Below are 23,047 nucleotides of genomic sequence, written 5' to 3' on the forward strand. Positions count from 1 at the left end.
TAGTATTAATCCTACTTAAAAGAAAATTATTATTTTTTGAAAAAACAATAATCCAATCTAAATTTCATTAACGATTTCATAAATTATTACAATATAGCTTAATGTGGAAAAGTGGATTATTCTTCCCTTAATCTTTTTTCTTCTCTTCCGTAGGCATTGATAATTTTCCTTACAACCGGATGTCTTACTACATCTTCTTCCGTTAGGTGCACAAAACCAATTTCTGAAACATCTTTCAGAATACGCATCGCTTCCTTCAGTCCTGATCTTTGCTTTAAGGGTAAATCCACCTGACTTGGATCACCAGTAATAATAAATTTGGCATTCATTCCCATTCTGGTTAGAAACATTTTCATTTGGGAATGAGTAGTATTTTGCGCTTCATCAAGAATTACAAAGGCTTCATCCAAAGTACGCCCTCTCATAAAAGCAAGAGGTGCCACTTCTATCACTTTCTTTTCCATAAAACCTTCGAGTTTTTCATGGGGAATCATATCACGAAGCGCATCATATAAAGGCTGTAAATACGGATCTAATTTTTCCTTCAAATCTCCCGGCAAAAATCCGAGGCTTTCTCCGGCTTCAACAGCAGGTCTTGTAAGAATAATGCGTTTAACTTCCTTATCTCTCAACGCTTTTGCCGCTAAAGCTACACTTGTATACGTTTTTCCTGTACCTGCCGGACCGATAGCAAAAACCATATCTTTTTTTTCCACCTCTTTTACCAATTTTTTCAGATTGGTGGTTTTTGCTTTTATTATTTTTCCATTTACTCCTTTTACAATAATATCTTGATCGAAAACCAACTGTTTTTCTTCTTCACTTTTAATATTAAGAATATTCTCAATATCTTTCAATTGAATTGAATTATTTTTTGAAATAAAATTTACTATATCATCAAGTTTCAGTTTTAGGATATCAAGCGCTTCCTGAGTACCCATTGCAAAAATATAGTGGTCTCTTCCTGTAATTTTCAGGGTCGGGAAATTGGATTTTATTACATTGAAAAACTGATTATTTACCCCGTAAAATGTTTTGGCATCAATGCCGGCAATCTCATAATTTAGTTCAAACATCTATCTATTCGTAAAATTTTAGTTTAATAGGATAAATTTAGAATAAAAATTTAATAAAACTCATTTTACTTTTCCACAATGTAATATTTAAAGTATTTTTGCAGAGAGACAAGATCCTGAAAAAAAATGCCAATTATTACACTTACTTCTGATTATGGACTTACCGATTATCGTATAGCCGCTATTAAAGGTAAAATACTTGGTCTAAATGAGCACATCAACATTGTTGATATTTCCCATGAAATTCAGGCATACAATCTTTCCCAGACTTCTTATATTGTGAAAAACGCTTTTCCTTATTTTCCAAAAGGAACAGTACACATTATTGCAATTGACAGTTTTTTCTCCAAACAAAGAAAAGCCATTTTATATAAAGCAAACGATCAATATTTTATAGCTGCAGATAATGGGGTTCTTAGTCTGATATTTTCTGATCAAAAGCCAGATGATGTTTACGAAATTACTCTCAATAATCGGTTTGATGATATTGTAAATTTTCCTGCTACTGATATTTTTGTTCCGGCTGCAGTACATCTTCTGAATGGCGGACTTCCTGAAGTAATTGGAAGAAAATATAAGACTCCGAAACAAATAAAATTCTTGAAGCCTACAATGAACAAATCTGAAAAAATGATAGTAGGCGAAGTGATGTATATAGATAATTTTGGTAACATTATTACTAATATCAAGAAAAGTTTTTTTGAAAAAAATCTGGCTAATTTCAATGATTTTAAAATCCGTGTCAGAAATATTTCGTTCAACAAAATATATAAATTTTATACGGATATCGTTACAGATTGGGAAAATGAGTCTGAATTTTATGGAAAACCTGTTGTGATTTTTAATGAAGCAGATTTAATGGAACTTGCCATCTACAAAGGAAGTAAAACCAATGGAGCTCATACTTTATATGGAATGAATCTGGGAGAGAAAATATATATTGAATTTCAATAAATAAAAAAGCTGACCTTTAAAAAAAGTCAGCTTTTTTATTTTTAACTATTTTGTTTAGTGTTTAATTACTTTTTTAGATACTGTCTCTTTATCTGTTTTTACAGTAACAATATAAGTTCCTGAAGTGTTTCTTGACAAATCAACAGTCTGATTGTTGGTATTCAGTTCTTTTGCTGATTGGGAAACCAATCTTCCTGAAGTATCAAGAATTTCGTAAGAAAGTATTTTATCCGAAGATGTAATCGTAATAATTCCTTTTGTAGGATTCGGAGTAATTTTTACACTATCTTTTGCATCCGTTTCTTTCGTTCCTAAAACATTTACACATTCAAAATTTGCTTTCCAACCTGATAATGTCAAGCCAGCATCTGAAACAAATCTCACTGTTATAGCACCTGTAGCATGAGTAGATTGGAAAGGTCCAGGAATGGTGTTTCCGTTTAACTGGTCTCCGTTTGGAAATCTTGGAGACGCAATATTTGGCCCATTATATACTATCATATAATCATATAGCTCATTCGTACTTGGATCTCTCGGTTCTAAATCAAATTCCGTAAATGTCATTTTAAGTTTTTGATCCGAAGAATTAGGATAAAAAGTTTTTATAATTGTTTGATTATTTTCATAATTACCATTTGCTCCTCCTGTATCTGTAAATGTAATACCGCTACACCAGTTAGCATTTGTCAAAATTTGAACTTCCTTTTGAAATGCATCTGGTCCGGAACAGTTTGTCCCTACAAAAACTCTGTAATAAGTTCCTTCTGAAAGACCCGTAACATTAAACGTAGTGGAAGTTGTATTTCCACTTGCAACAACTGTTCTGCCATAGGTCATAACTTTATATTTCCAGCTGCTGGAAACAGCATCAGTAATCGTAAGTGTTACAGAATTATTGGTAAGGTTAGAATATGCAAGATTGGTTACCGTTGTAGCACAAGATGTAGTACAATTGGTACCTAAACAACCTTTAGAATCAACAGTATTTCTGATTAATGCGGCAGGTTGTGGTCCAAAACCATTGTTGAAATTGATTCCTGCACTTGTAAGATGGCAATAGCTCATAATAGTACCTCCAGTTGATGGAATCGGCCCTACAATATCACAACCATCTTCAGGATAACCTGCAACTGCACCACATCCATCAATAGGAGTGCTATTTCCATTCCATGCACAAGCATGAGTATGTGGAGAACCTAAACCATGTCCTGTTTCATGGGTCATTGCCATAATAGTCCAAGAATAGGTAGGAACATTACCGTAAGTCATGTTAATTCCGGAATATGCATATTTATAGCTGCCACAAAGCGAATTCAAATAAGCAACAGAAGTTGTGGAAGGATAATTTACCAAATGAGCTAAATCTCCATTAAAAGTAGGTCTATTTACACGAAAAGATGCTAAATTCTGGCTGTAAGTTCCTGTATACGGATCTGCTGTTGTCCAAACATATATCTCACTAAGTGCAGTTTTAACATTATCATTGTTGTATAAAGTAGCAATATTATTGTGAATGGCCGTTATCCAGTTTACGGTCGTTGTTACATTAGAACCGTTTTGCTGATAAGGTTTATATGCCACCTCATAATAAATTCTTACACAATTGCTTGTTTTGTTATCTGTTTTATTTGCTTCCGGATCAAAAGATACTTTTTGCTTCTGATTTTCTTCAATTTCATCAAATCCACATAAAAATGGATTTGAACTATTCAATTTAAAATCATTATATGAAACAAAATCTTCAGAATCTTTTACTTTACCTAATACAATATTTCCGTTATCAGTGGAAGTAATACCAACTACATCATTATTGAAAAAGCTAAAAGCAACTACAGATTTTTCATCTCCTTTTACGATTCCCTGATAATAAACTCCCGGAGTATAATTTACTCTTCCTTTATCGGTATTCACAGCAAAATCATCTGTGAAAATATTATTTTTTACCAATTCTACAGTCATCTGTTTTCCTTCAAACGGAAAAGTAATTTCCATGGTTTCAGGTCTTTCGCTAATGACTTTTTCTATTTCAGCTTTTTTAAGCTGCATTACGCTTATATCTCTTGCAGCTTTCTCGTACAAACTTTTTTTCTGTGTTGAAAAATCTTCGGTAAAGAGATTATACTTTACAAAATTTTTTCCTGCGTTTTGGTAGCTTTGAACTTTCTGTGCTATCGGTTTCAAATGTTGTGCAGAAGAAAACGAAAACAACAATAAGCTGAAACACACCAATAGAATTTTTTTCATGTGCTTTCAATCTTTTTTTGTTAAACATTACAAACTTACTAAAAAAACATAAAACCATCGTATATTTAATTTTAAACCTAATTTTTATCAATACTTTTGTTGAATATCTTTTATATTTGCACTGAAATTTTCAAATTCATAAATAGCCTTTTTAATTAAGGATTATTCACAATGAATGCAAAACTTTTTCGTTTTTTAAACACTTATTACCTTAAAAAATTTTTTTCTTAAAAAATTATGTTAGCTATACTAAAAAAAGAACTTTGGAATTATTTTGGAAACTGGAGCGCGTGGATTATTATTGCCGCCTTTAGTTTGGTAGGAACACTTTTTCTGTTTTTCTTTGAAAATAATTTTAATATTTTCGATATCGGAACAGCTTCTCTTCAGAGTTATTTCGTTTTGGTACCTTGGATTTTGATGTTCATCATTCCTGCCCTTTCCATGAAAACATTGGCAGAAGAACAACAAAACGGAACACTGAACTGGCTTTTTTCCCAGCCTTTGAAAATTTCAGAAATTGTGCTTGGAAAATTCTTTTCCGTATGGCTGATTGGAATTTTATGTTTGATTCCTTCATTGGTTTATTTTTATACGGTTTATATTTTAGGAATTCCGGAAGGAAACATTGATGTTGGAGCTACATTAGGAAGTTATTTCGGTTTGGTTTTGCTTATTGCTTCTTTTGGTGCAGTTGGCATACTTGCTTCGGCTATTTCATCCAATCAGATTATGGCTTATCTTTCAGGAGTTTTTATATGCTTCATTTTATATTATGGAATTGAACAATTGGCCAGCTATAAACTTTTAGGAAGTGTAGATTTTATTCTTCAGAATTTTGGATTTTATCAGCATTTTCTTGGATTTACAAGAGGTTTGATTGATTCTCGTGATGTTTTTTATTTCCTGCTTGTAATCGGGATTTGTTTGTATCTGTCTATTTATTTTGTGAAAAAGAAAAAATAATGATGATGAAAAAAAATATAATAGCAATTATTCTTTTGCTTCTTCTTTTTTTAGGAATTGTCGGAATTTTCAAATTTCGGATTGATCTTACCAAAGAAAAAAGATATACACTTTCTGAAAACACAGTGAAAATTTTAGAATCTGTAAGAAAACCTTTAACTGTGGATGTTTATCTGGAAGGGGATTTTCCGGCAAGTTTTAAACAATTGCAGAACGAAACCAAGTTCATGCTGGAAGAATTCCGAAGAATAAATCCGAAAATTGATTTTAAATTTATAGATCCCATCAAAACCAAAATGTCTCAGGATACTTTGCAGGCAATGGGAATGCAGCCTTCCGTTCTTCCGGATATGAAAGATGGAAAAATTTCTGAGATTGTCATGTTTCCTTATGCAGTTTTGAAATATGATAATCAGGGAACATCCATACCTTTGATTATCGATCAGCAAGGAGTTTCTGCTACCGATCAACTCAGCAAATCAATAGAAAATCTGGAATACAATCTTGTTTCCAACATCAAATCTATAATTACAAATAAAACCAAAAACATTGGGGTTCTTGTCAATCAGGATGAGCTTCGTCCGGAAGAATTTCAAAGATTTATGAATCTTGCTTTGGAAAATTATAAAGCCTTCCCTATTATTCCGAAGAACGGAAAAGAAATCACTCTGGAAGATGTTCCGAATCTGAAAAGAACAAACGCATTAGTTATTGCAAAACCAAGAAAGGCTTTCACTGATGGTGAAAAAGTGATTTTGGATCAATACATTATGAATGGCGGAAAAACACTTTGGATGATTGATGCTGTGAATGCCGAAATGGATACACTCACCCGTTCTAAAAAAATAATGGCTTATCCTGTTGATATTAATATGACGGATTTCTTTTTCAATTACGGAATCCGTATCAATCCGGCTCTTACCAAAGATGTGAAAAAATTTGCACTTTTACGTTTGGTAACAGGTGAAGTAGGTGGCAATCCGCAATATATGAGTTTACCTTGGCCGTACTTTCCATTGGGAATTTCGGAAAACAACAATCCTATCACAAAAAATATAAATCCTGTAAAATTTGAATTTCCAACCTCTATTGATACTTTGGCAAGACCGGGAATTAAAACTCAGGTTCTCTATGAATCCAGTGAAAAAACGCTGCAAAAACAGGTTCCGAATTATGTAGAACTCAAAGAAATTGCAAGTGTAGACAGTCTCGGAATGATGGAAAAACCTTCTACTCCGAAGATATTTGCAGTAGCATTGGAAGGAAAATTTAAATCCGCTTATGCTACTCGAAGCGAAAGAAATAATTATCCAGGATTCAAGGCGGAAAGTTATAAAAATAAAATGATCGTAATTGCAGACGGAGATGTTGGAAGAAACGGAATTCACAAAGGACAGCCGCTTCCTTTAGGCACGGATTTGCTCACCAATCAGCAATTCGGAAATGAACAATTTTTGAAAAATGCACTTGATTTTCTTTTGGATGACAGCAATCTGATGCAGCTTCGTAACAGAAATATAGAAGCAAGATTGCTTGACCGACAAAGAATTGAAGAAGAAAAAACAAACTGGCAATGGTTCAATCTACTACTTCCAATGGGAATTATCGGAATTATTGGTGGAATATTTTTCTGGATGAGAAAAAAGAAATTTAGCTAATTTTATTCTAAATTAAATTTGAAATGGATTTAAGAGATCAATTGAAAAATCTTTTTCCTGACCATGAAGAACAGGATTTTGAAATGCCCGAAGAAAAATTCGAGCAAAAAGAGCCTCTGATCTGCAAGTACGAAAAAAAAGGCAGAAATGGGAAACCTGTTACGCTGATCGAAGGTTTTGAAGGCAGCGATGAAGAGCTGAAAAATATTTCAAAAAAAATAAAAACTACACTTGGAATAGGTGGTTCAGAAAAAGATGGAACTATTATTATTCAGGGAGATAATCGTGATAAAATTATGAAAATCCTTCATGAAATGGGATATAAAACGAAAAGAGTTGGTGGATAATTTTTTTATTTCAAAAATTCTCTTTAATTTCCAACTTCCCTTTTAATTAAAAAATTATGCTGAACAAACTTGCAGCCTCCGAACTTGTACTGAATGAAGACGGAAGTGTATATCATTTAAATCTTTTACCAGAAGATATTGCAGAAAAAATAATTTTGGTAGGAGATCCGGATCGTGTTCCAAAAGTTTCCAAATATTTTGATAAAGTAGAGGTCAAAAAAAATAAAAGAGAATTCTACACCCACACCGGAACTTTGCGTGGTGAAAGAATCACGGTAATGTCTACCGGAATCGGAACCGAAAACATCGATATTGTAATGAATGAGCTGGATGCTTTGGTGAATATCGATCTAAAAAATAAAGAATTTAAAGATGAAAAACAGTCGCTTCAGCTTTTCAGATTGGGAACTTGTGGAAGCGTGAATCCTGATGTGGAAGTCAATAATATGTTGGTAACACAAAATGTTGTGGGATTGGACGGATTGCTGCATTTTTATCAGGACTATCATTTTGAAAACGAATTTTCTAAAAACTTCCTTGAAAAATTTCCTTACGAAAACATAAAGCCAATGCTCTATTTTTCCGATTGGGCAGAAGAAATTTCCGATTATTATAAAGATGCCAAATATCATGGAAATACTGCTACATTTCCGGGATTTTATGCACCGCAAGGAAGACAGCTTCGTCTGAAAGCTTTGGATGATCAATTTTTAGAAACACTGAATGATTTGGGAGTGACTAATTTTGAAATGGAAACTTCAGCGATTTATGGACTTTCCAAACTTTTGGGACACAAACCTCTAACTGTAAATTGTGTGATTGCCAACAGAAGACGTGGAGAATTTGCTTCTGACCATCACTCTTCCGAAAAAATGATGATTGAATGGGTTTTGGAAAGAATCATTCAATAATTTTATAAAATATCTCCCAATCAAAATTAGGTGAAATCACCCTTTTTTATTTAAAATAAATTATTGTAAATTTGGTATAGCAAAAACTAATAACCATATTATTCCCGAAGCTCGGCGCTTCGGGATTTTTATTTTAAATTTGCAGAGTATTTAATCTCATAATCGTGCAAACGACCCTTACAGAAGAAAATTATCTAAAAGCAATTTTTCATCTCATCAATGAAGAAAACACTGTAACTGTAAATGAAATCAGCAAATTTCTGAAAGTAAAAATGCCTACGGTAAACAATATGATGAAGAAATTCGCAGAAAAAAACTGGGTGAAATATGAAAGCTACAAACCTTTAAAAATTACGGAAAGCGGAAAAAAAGAAGCGGCTTTAGTAGTAAGAAAACACCGCCTTACAGAAATGTTTTTGGTAGAAAAAATGAATTTTGGCTGGGAAAACGTTCATGAAATTGCTGAACAACTGGAACATATTCATTCCACTGTTTTTTTTGATAAAATGGATGAATTACTGAATCATCCAAAATTTGACCCTCATGGTGAACCTATTCCTGATAAGGACGGAAATATCATTTCCCAAAATTTATGCAAACTAAGCCAATGCAAAGAAAATGAAAAGGTTATTTTCAGTTCTGTTACTACTTCAGATGATGATTTTTTAAGTTATCTTAATGAAAAAAAATTGATTTTGGGAACACAGATCATTATTCAGAAAATTGAAAAATTTGATAAATCTATGACAGTCAAGATCAATAAAAAAAATGAGATTCTGAGTAATATGGTTTGTGAAAAACTTTTAGTATCCAAATAAAAAAACCGGAATCTGATTGATTCCGGTTTGTATTTACAATAAAATATTTCTACTTCTTTTTAAGAGCCTCTTCTTTCGCCTTGAATTCTGCTGCTTTTGTTTCATTTTTTGTAGAAACATAAAGTCCCTTCAAAAGAGAAACAACATCTATATTATTTGGCTCAACGCTGTACCATTTTTCTGCATAAGGAATTGCTTTTGCAAATCTTCCTCTTCTTTCTTCCATTACCTTGTTGGCTTCATCCATTTTTCCTGCTTTTCTCAAGCTGTTGTAGCTGTCGATCGCTTTGGAATCGTCTCCCATTATAAGATAAGTTGCATTACTATATGCATTCACATAAGCAGGATCCAATTGGATTACTTTATCATAAGCAGCCACTGCTTCATCTTTTGTAGCAGGATCACTGCTTAGTAAAACTCCAAGATTATACCAATTGATTTTATCATTAGGATTTTTGGCTAATTGTGCCTTCAAACTCGCAACAAACTCAGCTGTTTTCCCTGACTTGTGATATGCATTTCCTTGAAGTTCAGCCAATTTTGTATTGCTTGGGAATTTTTTAATTCCTTTCTCAATAAGAGCTAAAGCTGCATCATATTTTCCGGTTTCGATCAATAATGCTGCATTTGTTTCGTAAAGCTCCTGTTCAACACTTTTTGAGGTCTCGGTTTTAAAATCCGTATATCCGGATGCTGCTCCCAATTTTTTGAAATTTTCCCAATTGCCTTTATCGAATGATTCAACTTTACCATCTTTATTTTTTGCAGTATAAGTAGTTTCCACACCTGTATATCCAGAATTGATAAGATCTGTATAAACTTTTAAAGCATCTTCTTTTTTCTCTGCAAGAGCATAGTTAATACCTGCATAGTACAAATATTGTTTATTATCTTGTCCAGCTGCTTTTAGCAAATTATAAACTTCCAAAAATTTTGGAGCAGCAGCTGCATAATTTTTAGCATTGTAGGCATCAAGAGCTGCTTTACTCGCCGCTTCAATAGAAGGATTTAGAGCTTGTCCCAATTTTGCCGTAGTTGTAGGAGAATACTTTTCCATTTTTAATCCTTGAATTCCGGAAGCATCAGCAGCTTCTTTTCCTACATAATAGACTTTATTTTTAGAAGAATCTTTACCTACATAAATATCGCTTTTTCCTAAGTCAGAAATCTTAGCAAGGTAAGTAGCTCCTTCTGAAATTTTTCCGGCTTTGATAAGAGCCATACCTTTTGTATAGTAATATTGCTCTAAAACTTCGGGTTCAAGAAGATACGTTTTTCCTCCCATTGTAGCTTCAGCAGCTGATATCTGAGAATTTGCAGTGGCAACATCACCTGCTTCAACAGCTTTGTATGCAGAGGAAATTTCTTTTTTCTGCGCAAAAGAAAAAGTAGTAGCTACAACAGCCAATGTTAAAAAAATTCTTTTCATACTATTTATTTTATTTTTATTAATTATTCTTCGGATTCGTTATCTTCTTCCGCTTTTTTATTTTCATCAGCTTCTTCCTCCTCAATCTTTTTCAAATATTCTGCATCGCCCATATTGCTTACAGAATTATCTCCGGTTTGTGGAGTATTCTTGAATTCAGGATTAGAAGAATCAATGCTTTCAGTAGAATTTTCAGAATTTTCATTTTCCTCTTCTACTTCTTTATCCATTGCTACTTTTGCAATAGCTGCAATTTCATCATTATTTTTAAGATTGATTACTTTTACTCCCTGCGTATTTCTTCCCATTACTCTCATTTCGTCCATTCCCATTCTGATAGCAACTCCGGATTTGTTAATAATCATTAGACCATCTTCATCCGTTACAGTTTGAATAGCAATAAGATTTCCTGTTTTTTCGGTAATGTTCAACGTAATTACACCTTTTCCACCTCTATTGGTAATTCGGTAATCTTCTACTGCTGTTCTTTTTCCGTAGCCTCTTTCAGAAACTACTAAAACAGTCTCTGTCTGAACATCGTTCACAACAATCATACCAATAACTTCATCTCCATCTTCCAAAGTAATACCACGAACTCCGATAGATCCTCTTCCTACTTCTCTTACTTTCTCTTCAGGAAAACGGATACATTTTCCATTTTTAGTAGCAATCATTATCTGAGAATTTCCATTAGTAAGATATGCTCCTAAAAGCTGGTCGTTATCACGAATTTCGATAGCGTTGATACCATTTGTTCTCGGTCTTGAATATGCTTCTAAAGAAGTTTTCTTGATGGTTCCGTTTTTGGTAATCATCACAACGCTCATTTGGTTTACATATTCGGAATCTTTAAGATCATTCGTTCTGATATATGCTTTTATTTTATCATCAGGTTCGATGTTAATTAAATTCTGAACTGCTCTTCCTTTTGCGGTTTTGGAACCTTCCGGAATTTCGAAAACTCTTAGCCAATAACATTTCCCTTTTTCTGTAAAGAACAACATATATTGGTGATTGGTTGCAGAAACAATATATTCAAGGAAATCTTCATCTCTTGTTGTTGCCGCTCTATTTCCTACTCCACCTCTACTTTGGATCTTATATTCGGAAAGCGAAGTTCTTTTGATATAACCTGCATGAGAAATGGTAAGAACTACTGTTTCATTCGGAATAAAATCTTCAATAGACATTTCTCCGCCGGAATAATCAATTTCGGTTCTTCTTTCGTCTCCGTATTTTTCTTTTACTTCAATTAATTCATCTTTAATGATTTGATATCTTCTTGGCTCGTTGGAAAGAATATCTTCCAAATCTTTGATGTATGCCATAATTTCTTCATACTCAGCACGGATTTTGTCCAATTCCATTCCGGTAAGACGTGCAAGTCTTAAATCCAAAATTGCCTGAGCCTGAATTTCAGAAAGTTCAAATTCTTCAATGAGGCCTTCTTTTGCTTCCTGTGGATTTGCCGCTTTTCTGATAATAGCAATTGCTCTATCCAAAGTATCTTGGGTAGCAATTACTTTCATAAATCCTTCTAAAATATGCGCTCTTTCTTTGGCTTTTTTCAGTTCATATTCTGTTCTGCGGACAATCACTTCATGGCGATGATCTACAAAATGTTTAATAATATCCTTCAGATTGAGCTGTTGTGGTCTTCCTTTTACAAGAGCGATATTATTCACCGAAAATGAAGTTTGCAATGCAGTATATTTGTACAACAGATTGAGTACTACATTCGGAATTGCATCATTTTTTAATTCATAAACAACTCGAAGACCTTTTCTGTCAGACTCATCACGAATTTCATAAATTCCCGGAATTTTTTCTTCTTTAACAAGCTCTGCTGTTCGGGCAATCATCTCCGCTTTGTTCACCTGATACGGAACTTCGGTAACAATGATGGCATTTCTATTTCCGATTTCTTCAAAATTCACTTTCGCACGAAGAACAACTCTACCTCTTCCTGTGTGAAATGCATCACGAACACCTTCATATCCATAAATTATCCCACCAGTTGGAAAATCCGGAGCAATGATATGCTTCATCAGATCATCAATGGAGATTTCCTTATCATCAATATATGCACAAATTGCATCTACAGATTCCGATAAATTGTGAGGAGCCATATTGGTAGCCATTCCTACCGCAATACCGGAAGCTCCATTTACCAAAAGATTTGGAATTTTTGTTGGAAGTACGGTTGGCTCTTGCAAGCTATCATCAAAGTTGTTTTGAAAATCTACCGTTTCCTTATCTAAATCAGAAAGAACTTCGTCTGAAATTTTTTTCAATCTGGCTTCAGTATAACGCATTGCAGCAGGCGGATCTCCATCCATTGAACCAAAATTTCCTTGCCCGTCAACCTGAGGATAACGCAAACTCCACGGTTGTGCCATACGAACCATTGCATCATAAACAGAAGAATCTCCGTGAGGATGATATTTACCCAACACATCTCCTACAATTCTTGCAGATTTTAAATATTTTCTGTTTGAAAAAACGCCCAGTCCGTACATCCCATAAAGAACCCTTCTATGAACAGGTTTTAGTCCGTCTCTTACATCCGGTAACGCTCTGGAAACAATTACCGACATGGAATAATCAATGTAAGAGGATTTCATTTCATCAACAATGTTGATAGGTATTAACCTTTCTCCTTCTGTATGCATATTTTATTTTTATGTAAATGATAACCAGTACATTAAGTTGAATACTGATAAAAATTTAATTTGAATTTTAAATAACGGGCTAATTTATGAAATTTTTGCCGAATTTTGCCCGAAAACTTATCAAAATTAATCACAAAAAAATACAAAATATGAGCGTTCTAAGCCTGACATTTCACTGCCCTGAAAACCACCTTGAAAAATGGGAAAAATATGTGGAAGAAACTCTTACTCTTTTAGCTGAAAATCTAATGGAGGTTGATAAATATATTCTTTCCGAAGTACAAACACGCATGATTAATGAAGGGAAAAATTACAATTTGCTGTTAGTATTTGCAGACGACGAACTGAGAGAACAATTTTTGGAAAATGAATTTGTGAATATTCAAGAAAGAGTGGAGAAAGAATTTGGTGAAAATGTAATGATTTTCCAAACTTTCCTGAATCCAAGAAAATCAAGATTTTGATTTTCTCAAACCACAAAAGACACAAAAGATTTAGGTCGATAAAAATTAAAAACTCTTTTTTGAACTTTCAATAAGCAGATTTAACCAGTTTAATAATTCTTTTGTGCCTTTTGTGGTTTGAGAAATTTTAAAAAACTTCAATACTCCATTCAAAAGAATTGTCAGCTTTTGAATCAAGAACCAGAATTCCTTCTTTTTCTTCAATTTTTCCTGATGCATTTGCATTATCTGCAATTCCAAGCCAAGGTTCTATACAAACAAAAGGAGCCTCTTTTTTCGTCCATATTCCGAGGTAGGGAAATTCGGAAAAATTCACCTTTAATTTTGGCTGGTTGTAGCATAATAATTCTAATGAAGTTGTAGTATAATTTTTCAACACAATAGCATCATTTTCAAACAATTGATAATCCAATGGAAGGATAGAATTTTGAAGAGAAATTTCAGTCGTTTTTCCGGAGAAAAGATTATCATACAATCTGTGAGAAACTAATGTTTTATCAGAATCAAATTTTAATGAATAATCCGTAAAATTTCCATTAATTTTAAAAGCAGGATGTGCGCCGATGGAATAATACATTTTTTCACTTCCGTGATTGATAACCGTATATTTTACAAACAATTCCGAATCCTGAATTTTATAAGAAATCCGAAGCTCAAATTTGAAAGGATATATTTCCAAGCTCTCATCATCATACTTCAAAGAAAAAACGACAGAATCTTCAGTTTTGGAAATTACTTCAAATTCTTTTTCCCTCGCAAAACCATGACGTGGAAGTGTATATTTTTTTCCTTCATACTCAAATTCATTATTCTTCAAACCACCCACGATCGGAAACAATACTGGTGAAGTTTTATCCCAAAATTTAGAATCTATATTCCAGATATAATTTTCTCCATTTTTTTCCAGAGAGGAAAGTTCTGCTCCTTTGTGATTAATAACAGCTTTCAGAAAATGATTTTGAATGGTAGTTTGCATAGTTATATTTTAAATTTTGGCTAAAAGCCTACCAAATTATTTTATTTATTTTAACGGGCTAAAGCCCGTTCCTATTGATTAATTTTAAATAACTTCTAAAAATTTCAAAGTATCCACATTGTCTGCATAAGTATCCAATCCCGGATTTTGGGCATCACCAAAATTTACAGAATTTTGAATTCCAAGTTCCGGCTTTGCAACTACACATTGGATATTTTCTTCATTTTCTTCTAAAAATTTCGTCACATTATCAAGACTTTCATAACGACTGAAGTTCAGTACAGACAAAGGTGAAAAGAGTTTTTCATCTTCTTTCAACATTACAAAATTATTGTCCCAAAATTTTTCCTGATTCAGTAGATAAATTGCCCTATTATAATCATAATTATTCGCATACTTATTATGATTAATGACTTGCTTGAAATCCATAAAATTTTCAAATAAACGATCAAGCGTAAAATTTTGAGGAATAAACAATCTCGTCACATTTCTACAACCTAAACCAAAATACCTGAAAATATCTTCCGCAAGTTTTTGGATTTCTTCATCGGCTTCATCTCCTTTTAAGACTGCAACAGAAGTTCGGTTTTTTCGAATAATACTTAGAGAATCTTTAAAATAAAATTCCAGATATCGTGCTGTATTATTACTTCCGGTCGCAATGACGGCATCAAAATTTTCCAATTTTTCTACCAATTCATACTCCACATTATCATCCGAAAACTCTTTCCATTTTTTCAATAGATAAGGCAAAACCAATCGGTCTTTAGATGATAATTTGATAACCGGAATATGCCCGCTTACAATCGTAGAAATTACGTCATGGAATCCAACCATCGGAATATTTCCTGCAAGTATAAGCCCTACCCTTTTAGATATTTTAGAAATCTGATAATTTTTTAACCAGTTCTTTATATTTTCTTCATTTAATAAATTGCTCCATTGTTGTAGTGAAAATTTTTGATTTTCAATAGTAAACCAAGGATTTTCAATTTCTGATTTTCTCAATATATTCTGGAATTCCACATCATTATCATCAAAATTTTCAGGATTTTTTTTTAGAAAATTCCCAATGTAAACTGCTAATTTACAAAGTCCTGAAATTTGATTTTCTGTATTCATCTTTAATAAAATTTGTTTAAAATTTTGTAATTTTGTGCAAATTTAAAAAATAAAATTAGCAATGGCTATCAAAATAACCGATGAATGCATTAATTGTGGCGCTTGCGAACCAGAATGTCCCAATAATGCAATATATGAAGGAGCTGTAGACTGGAAAGCATCTGAAGGAACTGCACTAAAAGGAATGGTAACTTTGACATCAGGATTGACCACAGATGCAGATGCACCACAAGAACCTGTAAGTGATGACATCTATTTTATTGTTACAGACAAATGCACAGAATGCAAAGGTTTCCATGAAGAACCGCAATGTGCTGCTGTTTGTCCTGTCGATTGCTGTGTTCCGGATGAAGATCATGTAGAAAGTGAAGAAAGTTTACTTTCCAAAAAAGCCTTTTTACACGGAGAATAAATCTTTAAAAAATTTAGAAAAAATTCAAAATAACAAATGAAAAAACACAATTTTAGTGCAGGTCCAAGCATTTTGCCTCAGGAAGTTTTCCAAAAAGCAGCAGAAGCAGTTTTAGATTTCAATGGAATGGGTCTGTCACTTCTCGAAATCTCTCACAGAAGTAAAGAATTTGTGGCAGTGATGGATGAAGCGAGAGCTATTGTAAAACGTTTGATGAATCTTGGTGATGATTATGAAGTACTTTATCTGCAAGGTGGTGCCAGTTTGCAATTTCTGATGGTTCCGTTCAATCTTATGAAAGCGGAAAATGGAAAAGCAGCTTATACTGATACCGGAACTTGGGCAGCCGGAGCTATAAAAGAAGCAAAAAAATTAGGAACTGTGGATATTGTAGGCTCGTCAAAAGAGCAAAATTATTCCTTCATTCCTAAAGATTATTCTGTAGGTTCTGAATACGACTACTTCCATTGTACTTCCAATAATACCATTTACGGAACTCAAATGAAGGAATTTCCTAATGTGGATACTCTTATGGTAAGTGATATGAGTTCTGATATTTTCAGCCGTGTATTGGATTTTTCAAAATTTGATCTAATTTATGCCGGTGCTCAGAAAAATATGGGACCAGCAGGAGCTACTCTTGTTGTAGTAAAAAAAGATATTTTAGGAAAAACGGGAAGAGAGATTCCGACGTACCTCAATTATCAGCTGCATATTGATAAAGAATCAATGCTTAATACTCCACCTGTTTTTGCGGTGTATACTTCCCTTCTTACACTTCAATGGTTAGAAAAAAATGGAGGAATTGCAGCTGCTGAAGAAAGAAATAATGCAAAAGCAAAACTTTTGTACGATGAGATTGATCATAATCCTTTATTTGAAACTTTTTGTGAGAAAGAAGACCGCTCAATAATGAACGTTTCTTTTAAGCTAACCGATGAAAGTAAAAAAGAAGAATTCGATAATGCATGGAAATCAGCAGGAATAAGTGGCTTGAACGGACACAGAAGTTTGGGTGGTTACAGAGCAAGCCTTTACAATGCATTACCAATAGAAAGTGTTCAAGTTTTGGTGGATGTGATGAAATCAATATAATGATGAAACTTTGAACTTTAAACTTTGAATTGAAGCATGAAAGTTTTAGCAAATGATGGAATTTCTGTAGCAGGAGAAAACAAATTAAAAGAAGCAGGTATTGATGTTTTGAATCATCGTGTAGCTCCGGAACATCTTGCCAATTTTATTAATGAAAATCATGTAGATGTTCTGCTTGTAAGAAGTGCAACCCAAATCCGTGAAAATCTGATTGACGCCTGTCCAAATCTCAAAATTGTAGGAAGAGGCGGTGTTGGAATGGATAATATTGATGTGGAATATGCTATCGATAAAGGAATTTATGTAATCAATACTCCATCTGCTTCTTCGCGTTCTGTTGCAGAAATGGTTTTTGCCCATTTCTTTTCATTAGCAAGATTTCTCCATGAATCGAACAGAATGATGCCTTTAGAAGGCGAATCCAAATTCAATTTGCTAAAAAAATCCTATGGAAATGCAGTGGAACTTGAAGGAAAAACATTGGGTGTAATCGGTTTTGGAGGAATTGGTCAGGAAGTTGTAAAAATGGGAATTTCTCTTGGAATGAAGGTGAAAGCCCTGACAAGAAAACCAAAAACAGAAAAAATTCCTTTAGAATTTTTTGATGGTCAGAAAGTAGAATTCAAAATCACTTCTACCAATAGTTGGGACGAGTTTTTAGATGATACCGACTTTATCAGCATCAATACTCCAAAAACCAATGAATATATTATTGATACTCCACAATTTGAAAAAATGAAAGATGGAGTATTCATAGCCAATACGGCAAGAGGTGGTGTTATCAATGAAGAAGCTCTTCTGGAATTTATAGAATCCGGAAAAGTAGCAGGAGCAGCTCTTGATGTTTTTGAAAACGAGCCTTCTCCAAGTCTCAATATCCTGATGAATCCTCAACTTTCCTTAAGTCCACATTTAGGAGGAAATACATTGGATGCTCAGGAAAAAATAGGGATTGAACTTGCAGAACAAATTATTGAAATAAAAAAGAAACTCTAATATATGCCAATATTTAAGCCTTTTCGTGGGATAAGACCGAATGACAATTATATTGATGTTTTTCCGACAGTCTCTTTGGATAATTTTACTCAGGAAGAGATTAATAAAAAAGCGCAGGTGAATGATTCTTATATTCAGATGCTGAAACCTTATCTCGTAAGCAAATCCAAAGATATTGACAGAAATTTAAGAAAAATCCGTCATAATCTGGAAGAACTTTTGGATGAGAAAAAATTGCTTCAGGATAATTCTTCTTATTATCTCTATCAGCAGATACTTCCCAACAAAACCATTTTCAGAGGACTACTTGGATTGGTAAGTGTAGATGATTTTTTTGAAGGAAAAATTAAAAAACATGAAGCTACAATTCCTCAAAGAAAGGAAAAACTGGCATATTATTTAGACAAAGTAAATCTTCAGGCAGAACCTGTTTTGCTAACCTACAATTCTAATTCAAAAATTGAATTATTGATGAATCATGAGGAAAAAAACGTCCCTATCATCAATTACAAAGCAGATAACGGCACCCGTCACAAAATATGGAGGATAGACAACCGTCTGAAAATGCAACAGCTAAAAGAAGTTTTAGATCAGATTGATTCTTTTTATATTGCTGATGGACATCACAGAATTGGTTCTACTGCATTGAATGCGAAAAACCATAAAGAAAAAAGCAAAAAACAAAACGGAAATGAGCCGTACAATTTCGTTTTCAGTTATCTGGTTTCTAAAGATTCTATCAAAATACATGACTATAACAGGCTTTTAAAAGATCTTAACGGACTTTCTTCAGAAGAATTTCTTAAAAGGCTTGAAAAATCATTCCTCATTCACGAAAAAGGAGAAACGCCATATTATCCTTCGCAAAAATTCCATATCAGTCTTTATCTTGACGGAAAATTCTACAGCCTCCACGTAAAGCATGAGTTAAGAACAAGTAAAAATGATACTCACGATTTGGATCATAACCTTTTGGAACGCTATATCTTTGATGAAATTTTAGGAATAAAACTTGAATCTACAAGCGATAAAATTGAATATCTGAAAGGAAATTCTTCTATTGAAGGCATTCTCGCTCTGAAAGAAAAAGTAGATTCTGGTGAATATAAAGCCGGTTTCGGAATCTATCCGGTAAGTTTTTCAGATCTTGTAAGAATCTCAGATAAAAGCATCAAAATGCCTCCAAAATGTACTTTAATAGAGCCAAAACTAATAACGGCTTTGGTAATGTATGATATGAAATAGAGTCATTATTTTAACAAAGAGTTTTTTTAGAAAGCCTTTTAATTGTTGTCTTACTAAAAAATTGATTATAAAAATAGAAAAGCCTCAATAAAGAGGCTTTATTAATTATTGCTTTATTAATACAATTTTTCCTCTTGGTAACAGATCTGGAAAAAGTGAGACATTATAATAAAATTTACCGTAATCTCTAATTTATCAATTCTTCTATTTTTATTCTCCCTGCTTTAAAAATTAATTTTGCAGCATACCAAAAATCTTTCCTCCTCTCTTTGTATTTATCCATTTTAGACATGCAATCCATAAAATAAGTTGTTTTCTTATTATTTCTTAAAGTGGTTATTGAAGCATCATAACCATCTAAACAGTTAGTGCTTAACGTATCCTTGTTATTGTTAGCTTTAGCATATAAAATTTGGGGGTTAATTTTTTCAATAGCATTGTGTATAGCAATATATTCTTCTTTAGAAATTTTTCTAGTAAAAAGATCATCCTTCTTTTCTATTACTATTCTCATTTTTTCTTTTTTATCATTTTTTATGGGTTGAATAGTAATATTAATACTACTACCAACAATAATAGAATTTGAATATTCAAGTTCTATCTTTTCGAATTTATCTTGGGAAAAGCAATAAATATTCAAGGTAAAGCAAATGAAGCAAAGTAATTTTTTATACATTTTTACTGCTTTATTAATACAACTTCTTTTGGTAATGGTTCTGGCCTCTCAGAAGCTGGTTTTCCCCAATAAAAACAATCTGATTCTATAAGATTCCCTCCTCTTTCTATAAATTTCCACTCCAATTTGGTTTTAGTAGTATCGGTAAATTGAATAATTGCGTTTCCACTTTTCATACACAAATCTGGGTCAATATAGATAAGAGAATATTTATTATCAATTTTTCTAAAGTTACTGCCTTTTATTTTAGCTTTTTCGTCAGAAATAGTAGTATTATCAAATAATAACTGTCCTGTAGAATTTAATACTTTAAACTTCCCTATTAAAATATCTGCATAATATGCTCGATGATCTAAAAAAGAATAATAAAATTTAATTTTTTTGAAAGTAATATAAATAGTCTTATTATTCCAAGTTCCTTTCCAGGTTCCTTCATAAAAAGGCAATTCATTATTGGTATCTTTCACATAAGAATCTTTAGGAAACTCAATTCCATAGGTTCTTAATGGATAGGTTTGTGCTTTGCATGAAAATAGAAAGCCAAAAGTGATAAGGAAAAGTATTTGTTTCATAATTTTTTGTTTTTTAATTTGGACAATTGATTGTTTTTACAGGATTATTAGCCCCATCATATTCCAGTTTAGTGGCAGAAGTTCCGGTTACTCTATATATTTCCAAACCTGCAATATTCACTTTTTCTTTCAGAAATTGGGTAAATACTTTTTCAACATTGGCTTGAGTTAAGTTATTTTCATCAATCAATTTTTGATATTCTTTTTCATACCAAGCATTCCATTGTTGCCACGTAGCGTAACTAATTCCACCGGGATGTGTAGTTCCGGTAAATTGCAAGGTATAGCTTCCGGCAGAAGTCACCACTGTAGAATAAGCATTACTATAACTTCCGAGATAGCTGTTTGCTTGTGGCATAAAATGATTGATAAAAGTTCTTACACCTGTTGGAGAAAAAATCTTTATACTTCCATCAGCATTATTATGAGAATGCAAAAGTCCGGAAATTCCACTTAAATTATCCGGCAGATCCAGCCCCTTAGTCTCGACCTGCCCATCCAATTGTATAAAAGTGGAAGGTAAATTATTTGAAGGGGGAGATTGCCTTTCAAAAAAACCTCTTTCCCTATCCATGGAAAAAATACTACTTTGATTTAAAGCATTAAATTTTTCGGTGTATTTAGTATCATTTCGTTTATACTTCAATTTATTGCAAGGATCATTCATCATTTCCTCCCAGCTCAATCCCGGATTCTGTATCAGATATCCTATTGCCCAGTTGTGGAAATTCAGATTCGGTATATTGTTGGATGTTGAATAATTATTCAGGTAATTTTCCAGAAGTGGAAGGTAAATATCCACATTCTGAGTGATCCAATATTTAGGATAATCTCCCTGCTGGCTCCAGAATGCACCTGCTCTCTGTGCTCGTATTTTGTAAGGATCAAGATCAGACTGCTCATTCGGGTCATAATAATACGGGCTCGGATCATATACTCCGCTTCCTGTTCCACCGGAAGATCCTGAATTTCCCGGCTTCCATTTGATATAAATTGATTGTAGGTTAGCCCATTGTCTGCAAGTTTATTAAAAAAATCTGTTTTAATATCATTAAGAACATTTCCTGCGATAAATTGTTGTGTAATATTATAATTGAGTGGAAAGTATCTCACATCATTACCAAGTCCGTTAGCAAATTCATGTAATAATATGGCTACCCATTTTTTCCATTGTTTTGAAATTGCACTTCTTTTTGACTTTCTGTTAAAGTGCCAACACTCGGATACAATTCTTTTGCTGTTTTGTTCTATTTAAAAAAAAAGAAAAACACAAGAAGAATTTTGCGGAATTTTTATAAAATTATGCTATTAAATTTAATATACCGTTATTTACGGTTAATATTTTTTTTTACAAGTCAAAAACTTACATAAATCTTCTTCTTTTTCTATGTAGTTTATTTGAGAGTAAATTTGTTGTTCGTTGTATTCAGGTAAATTATTACAATTTCTATACTTGATGATGTTATTAATAAAAGCATCTATAATTTTTTTATCAGAATTAGAAATTTGATTTTTATTAAAGTCTTTTATTCCCAATAGATTTACATCTGTATATTCTTGTTTTACTATAAATAATGAAGGTATTTTCAAATGAATTTTCATAAAAATTTCCTTGTCTGTAACGAATACTAGCAATGGTCTTGAATAACTATAACTCGCATTAGCATATTGATAGGTAGAGTATTCTATATTATCAATGTTTTTTGCGTAATCTGCTATTTCGATTTTTACATTTTGAGAATAAAAAAATGTATTTACAAATAATATACTTAACGATACAAAAAATTTCATAATATTTTTATTTATTGGAGTTCCCAAACATCTATATATTCTATATCACCATCAGCAAAATGACAATTATTTACACATGTTCCATTTAGTTGTAAGCAATCAGCATGTCCAGTCGCCCATAAACTTCCTTGTGGTGAGACCATTGAAAAAATACCCCTTAAACCAGATAACAATTGTGGAAAATTCTGTCCATTCACTCCACCTTGAGCTTTTGTAAAATTATGATGCTTAGAATTTGCAGGTGCCACACCAAATGTTTTTCTCATCCATATATTTAAAGCTTTCGCAGCAAGAAAATAATTTTTACCATCTGCTCCCTTCATTGTTCCTTTTACCGATGGTATTGTTATTCCTGAATAATTTAAAGCTCTTGAAACTCTTAATGCACAAGCGTTTTGATAAAACTTACTAATATTTGGGTTACTGGAAATATGTCTTTGATATATTTCTCCTCCGACCAATTGATATACTTCAGTTGCTGTCATTCCTGAACCATTTGCATGATGAGGAAATGCATTATAATAATTATTCCAGCTTGGAAGATTTTGTTGCGGAAAAGTTAAATTAGGGTTATTCCAATAAGTCGCATCATATTCTTCCCCATCTTTTCCCTCAGGTGTTCC

Annotated in this window: 23 protein-coding genes; 11 read left to right on the forward strand and 12 right to left on the reverse strand. The window is 32.8% G+C overall.

Features of this window, described 5'->3' with window-relative positions; translation table 11 throughout:
- Positions 1-116: 116 nt before the first annotated feature.
- On the reverse strand, positions 117-1,076 hold the full coding sequence (locus AC2A1C_RS10785) for a PhoH family protein (protein ID WP_484025718.1): 960 nt from the start codon (positions 1,074-1,076) through the stop codon (positions 117-119).
- Between the two features lie 126 nt (positions 1,077-1,202).
- Here AC2A1C_RS10785 and AC2A1C_RS10790 point away from each other — a divergent pair, with 126 nt between their 5' ends.
- Complete coding sequence (locus AC2A1C_RS10790) at positions 1,203-2,030, forward strand: SAM hydrolase/SAM-dependent halogenase family protein (protein ID WP_484025719.1); 828 nt, start codon at positions 1,203-1,205, stop codon at positions 2,028-2,030.
- A gap of 54 nt (positions 2,031-2,084) precedes the next feature.
- Here the strand turns inward: AC2A1C_RS10790 and AC2A1C_RS10795 are convergent, their stop codons facing one another.
- Positions 2,085-4,274 (reverse strand): T9SS type A sorting domain-containing protein, encoded by a 2,190-nt coding sequence (locus tag AC2A1C_RS10795; RefSeq protein WP_484025720.1) that lies wholly within the window; start codon positions 4,272-4,274, stop codon positions 2,085-2,087.
- 237 nt (positions 4,275-4,511) lie between these two features.
- Between AC2A1C_RS10795 and AC2A1C_RS10800 the strand changes: the two genes are divergently transcribed.
- The 5 genes from AC2A1C_RS10800 to AC2A1C_RS10820 all read left to right on the forward strand — a co-directional run bounded on the left by AC2A1C_RS10800 (position 4,512) and on the right by AC2A1C_RS10820 (position 8,974).
- Positions 4,512-5,240, forward strand: coding sequence for an ABC transporter permease subunit (locus tag AC2A1C_RS10800; RefSeq protein WP_484025721.1), 729 nt, complete (start codon positions 4,512-4,514; stop codon positions 5,238-5,240).
- Between the two features lie 2 nt (positions 5,241-5,242).
- Positions 5,243-6,898, forward strand: a complete 1,656-nt coding sequence (gene gldG / locus AC2A1C_RS10805; protein WP_484025722.1) for a gliding motility-associated ABC transporter substrate-binding protein GldG — start codon at positions 5,243-5,245, stop codon at positions 6,896-6,898.
- 23 nt (positions 6,899-6,921) lie between these two features.
- A complete protein-coding gene (locus AC2A1C_RS10810; protein ID WP_484025723.1) occupies positions 6,922-7,245 on the forward strand; it encodes a translation initiation factor in 324 nt (107 codons plus the stop codon).
- A 56-nt stretch (positions 7,246-7,301) separates the two neighbouring features.
- Positions 7,302-8,156, forward strand: a complete 855-nt coding sequence (locus AC2A1C_RS10815) for a nucleoside phosphorylase (protein WP_484025724.1) — start codon at positions 7,302-7,304, stop codon at positions 8,154-8,156.
- A gap of 164 nt (positions 8,157-8,320) precedes the next feature.
- Positions 8,321-8,974, forward strand: coding sequence for a metal-dependent transcriptional regulator (locus AC2A1C_RS10820; protein WP_484025725.1), 654 nt, complete (start codon positions 8,321-8,323; stop codon positions 8,972-8,974).
- Positions 8,975-9,023: 49 nt separating this feature from the next.
- On the opposite strand, the gene AC2A1C_RS10825 is transcribed toward AC2A1C_RS10820, so the two are convergent.
- Together AC2A1C_RS10825 and gyrA are read right to left on the reverse strand one after the other, a co-directional pair.
- Positions 9,024-10,403 (reverse strand): tetratricopeptide repeat protein, encoded by a 1,380-nt coding sequence (locus tag AC2A1C_RS10825; RefSeq protein WP_484025726.1) that lies wholly within the window; start codon positions 10,401-10,403, stop codon positions 9,024-9,026.
- Positions 10,404-10,426: 23 nt separating this feature from the next.
- Positions 10,427-13,075 (reverse strand): DNA gyrase subunit A, encoded by a 2,649-nt coding sequence (gyrA, locus tag AC2A1C_RS10830; protein ID WP_484025727.1) that lies wholly within the window; start codon positions 13,073-13,075, stop codon positions 10,427-10,429.
- Positions 13,076-13,224: 149 nt separating this feature from the next.
- On the opposite strand from gyrA, the gene AC2A1C_RS10835 reads away from it, so the two are divergent.
- Positions 13,225-13,539 carry a DUF4286 family protein gene (locus AC2A1C_RS10835; RefSeq protein ID WP_484025728.1) on the forward strand — a complete coding sequence of 105 codons (315 nt, stop codon included), beginning with the start codon at positions 13,225-13,227 and terminating at the stop codon, positions 13,537-13,539.
- A gap of 127 nt (positions 13,540-13,666) precedes the next feature.
- Here the strand turns inward: AC2A1C_RS10835 and AC2A1C_RS10840 are convergent, their stop codons facing one another.
- Positions 13,667-14,515 (reverse strand): aldose 1-epimerase family protein, encoded by an 849-nt coding sequence (locus AC2A1C_RS10840; protein ID WP_484025729.1) that lies wholly within the window; start codon positions 14,513-14,515, stop codon positions 13,667-13,669.
- Positions 14,516-14,599: 84 nt separating this feature from the next.
- On the reverse strand, positions 14,600-15,637 hold the full coding sequence (locus AC2A1C_RS10845; RefSeq protein WP_484025730.1) for an acyl-CoA reductase: 1,038 nt from the start codon (positions 15,635-15,637) through the stop codon (positions 14,600-14,602).
- 61 nt (positions 15,638-15,698) lie between these two features.
- Between AC2A1C_RS10845 and AC2A1C_RS10850 the strand changes: the two genes are divergently transcribed.
- From AC2A1C_RS10850 to AC2A1C_RS10865, 4 genes are read left to right on the forward strand one after another with little or no spacing between them, the layout of a single operon-like run.
- Complete coding sequence (locus tag AC2A1C_RS10850) at positions 15,699-16,049, forward strand: 4Fe-4S binding protein (RefSeq protein ID WP_484025731.1); 351 nt, start codon at positions 15,699-15,701, stop codon at positions 16,047-16,049.
- A gap of 36 nt (positions 16,050-16,085) precedes the next feature.
- Positions 16,086-17,144, forward strand: a complete 1,059-nt coding sequence (gene serC / locus AC2A1C_RS10855) for a 3-phosphoserine/phosphohydroxythreonine transaminase (RefSeq protein WP_484025732.1) — start codon at positions 16,086-16,088, stop codon at positions 17,142-17,144.
- Between the two features lie 36 nt (positions 17,145-17,180).
- Positions 17,181-18,140: a D-2-hydroxyacid dehydrogenase gene (locus AC2A1C_RS10860; protein WP_484025733.1), complete on the forward strand. Its 960-nt coding sequence runs from the start codon at positions 17,181-17,183 to the stop codon at positions 18,138-18,140.
- A 3-nt stretch (positions 18,141-18,143) separates the two neighbouring features.
- Positions 18,144-19,385, forward strand: coding sequence for a DUF1015 domain-containing protein (locus AC2A1C_RS10865; protein ID WP_484025734.1), 1,242 nt, complete (start codon positions 18,144-18,146; stop codon positions 19,383-19,385).
- Between the two features lie 187 nt (positions 19,386-19,572).
- On the opposite strand, the gene AC2A1C_RS10870 is transcribed toward AC2A1C_RS10865, so the two are convergent.
- The 6 genes from AC2A1C_RS10870 to AC2A1C_RS10895 form a co-directional block, all read right to left on the reverse strand.
- Positions 19,573-20,061 carry a hypothetical protein gene (locus tag AC2A1C_RS10870; protein ID WP_484025735.1) on the reverse strand — a complete coding sequence of 163 codons (489 nt, stop codon included), beginning with the start codon at positions 20,059-20,061 and terminating at the stop codon, positions 19,573-19,575.
- Between the two features lie 2 nt (positions 20,062-20,063).
- A complete protein-coding gene (locus AC2A1C_RS10875; RefSeq protein ID WP_484025736.1) occupies positions 20,064-20,633 on the reverse strand; it encodes a DUF6705 family protein in 570 nt (189 codons plus the stop codon).
- A 13-nt stretch (positions 20,634-20,646) separates the two neighbouring features.
- Complete coding sequence (locus AC2A1C_RS10880) at positions 20,647-21,435, reverse strand: hypothetical protein (RefSeq protein WP_484025737.1); 789 nt, start codon at positions 21,433-21,435, stop codon at positions 20,647-20,649.
- Positions 21,399-21,746 (reverse strand): hypothetical protein, encoded by a 348-nt coding sequence (locus AC2A1C_RS10885; protein ID WP_484025738.1) that lies wholly within the window; start codon positions 21,744-21,746, stop codon positions 21,399-21,401. The genes AC2A1C_RS10880 and AC2A1C_RS10885 overlap by 37 nt, the downstream gene beginning before the upstream one ends.
- 222 nt (positions 21,747-21,968) lie before the next feature.
- Complete coding sequence (locus AC2A1C_RS10890) at positions 21,969-22,424, reverse strand: hypothetical protein (RefSeq protein ID WP_484025739.1); 456 nt, start codon at positions 22,422-22,424, stop codon at positions 21,969-21,971.
- 11 nt (positions 22,425-22,435) lie between these two features.
- The coding region (locus AC2A1C_RS10895; protein WP_484025740.1) for a T6SS effector amidase Tae4 family protein at positions 22,436-23,047 on the reverse strand (612 nt) is incomplete at its 5' end.

The organism is Chryseobacterium sp. HNCC26DJ241, from assembly GCF_057180505.1.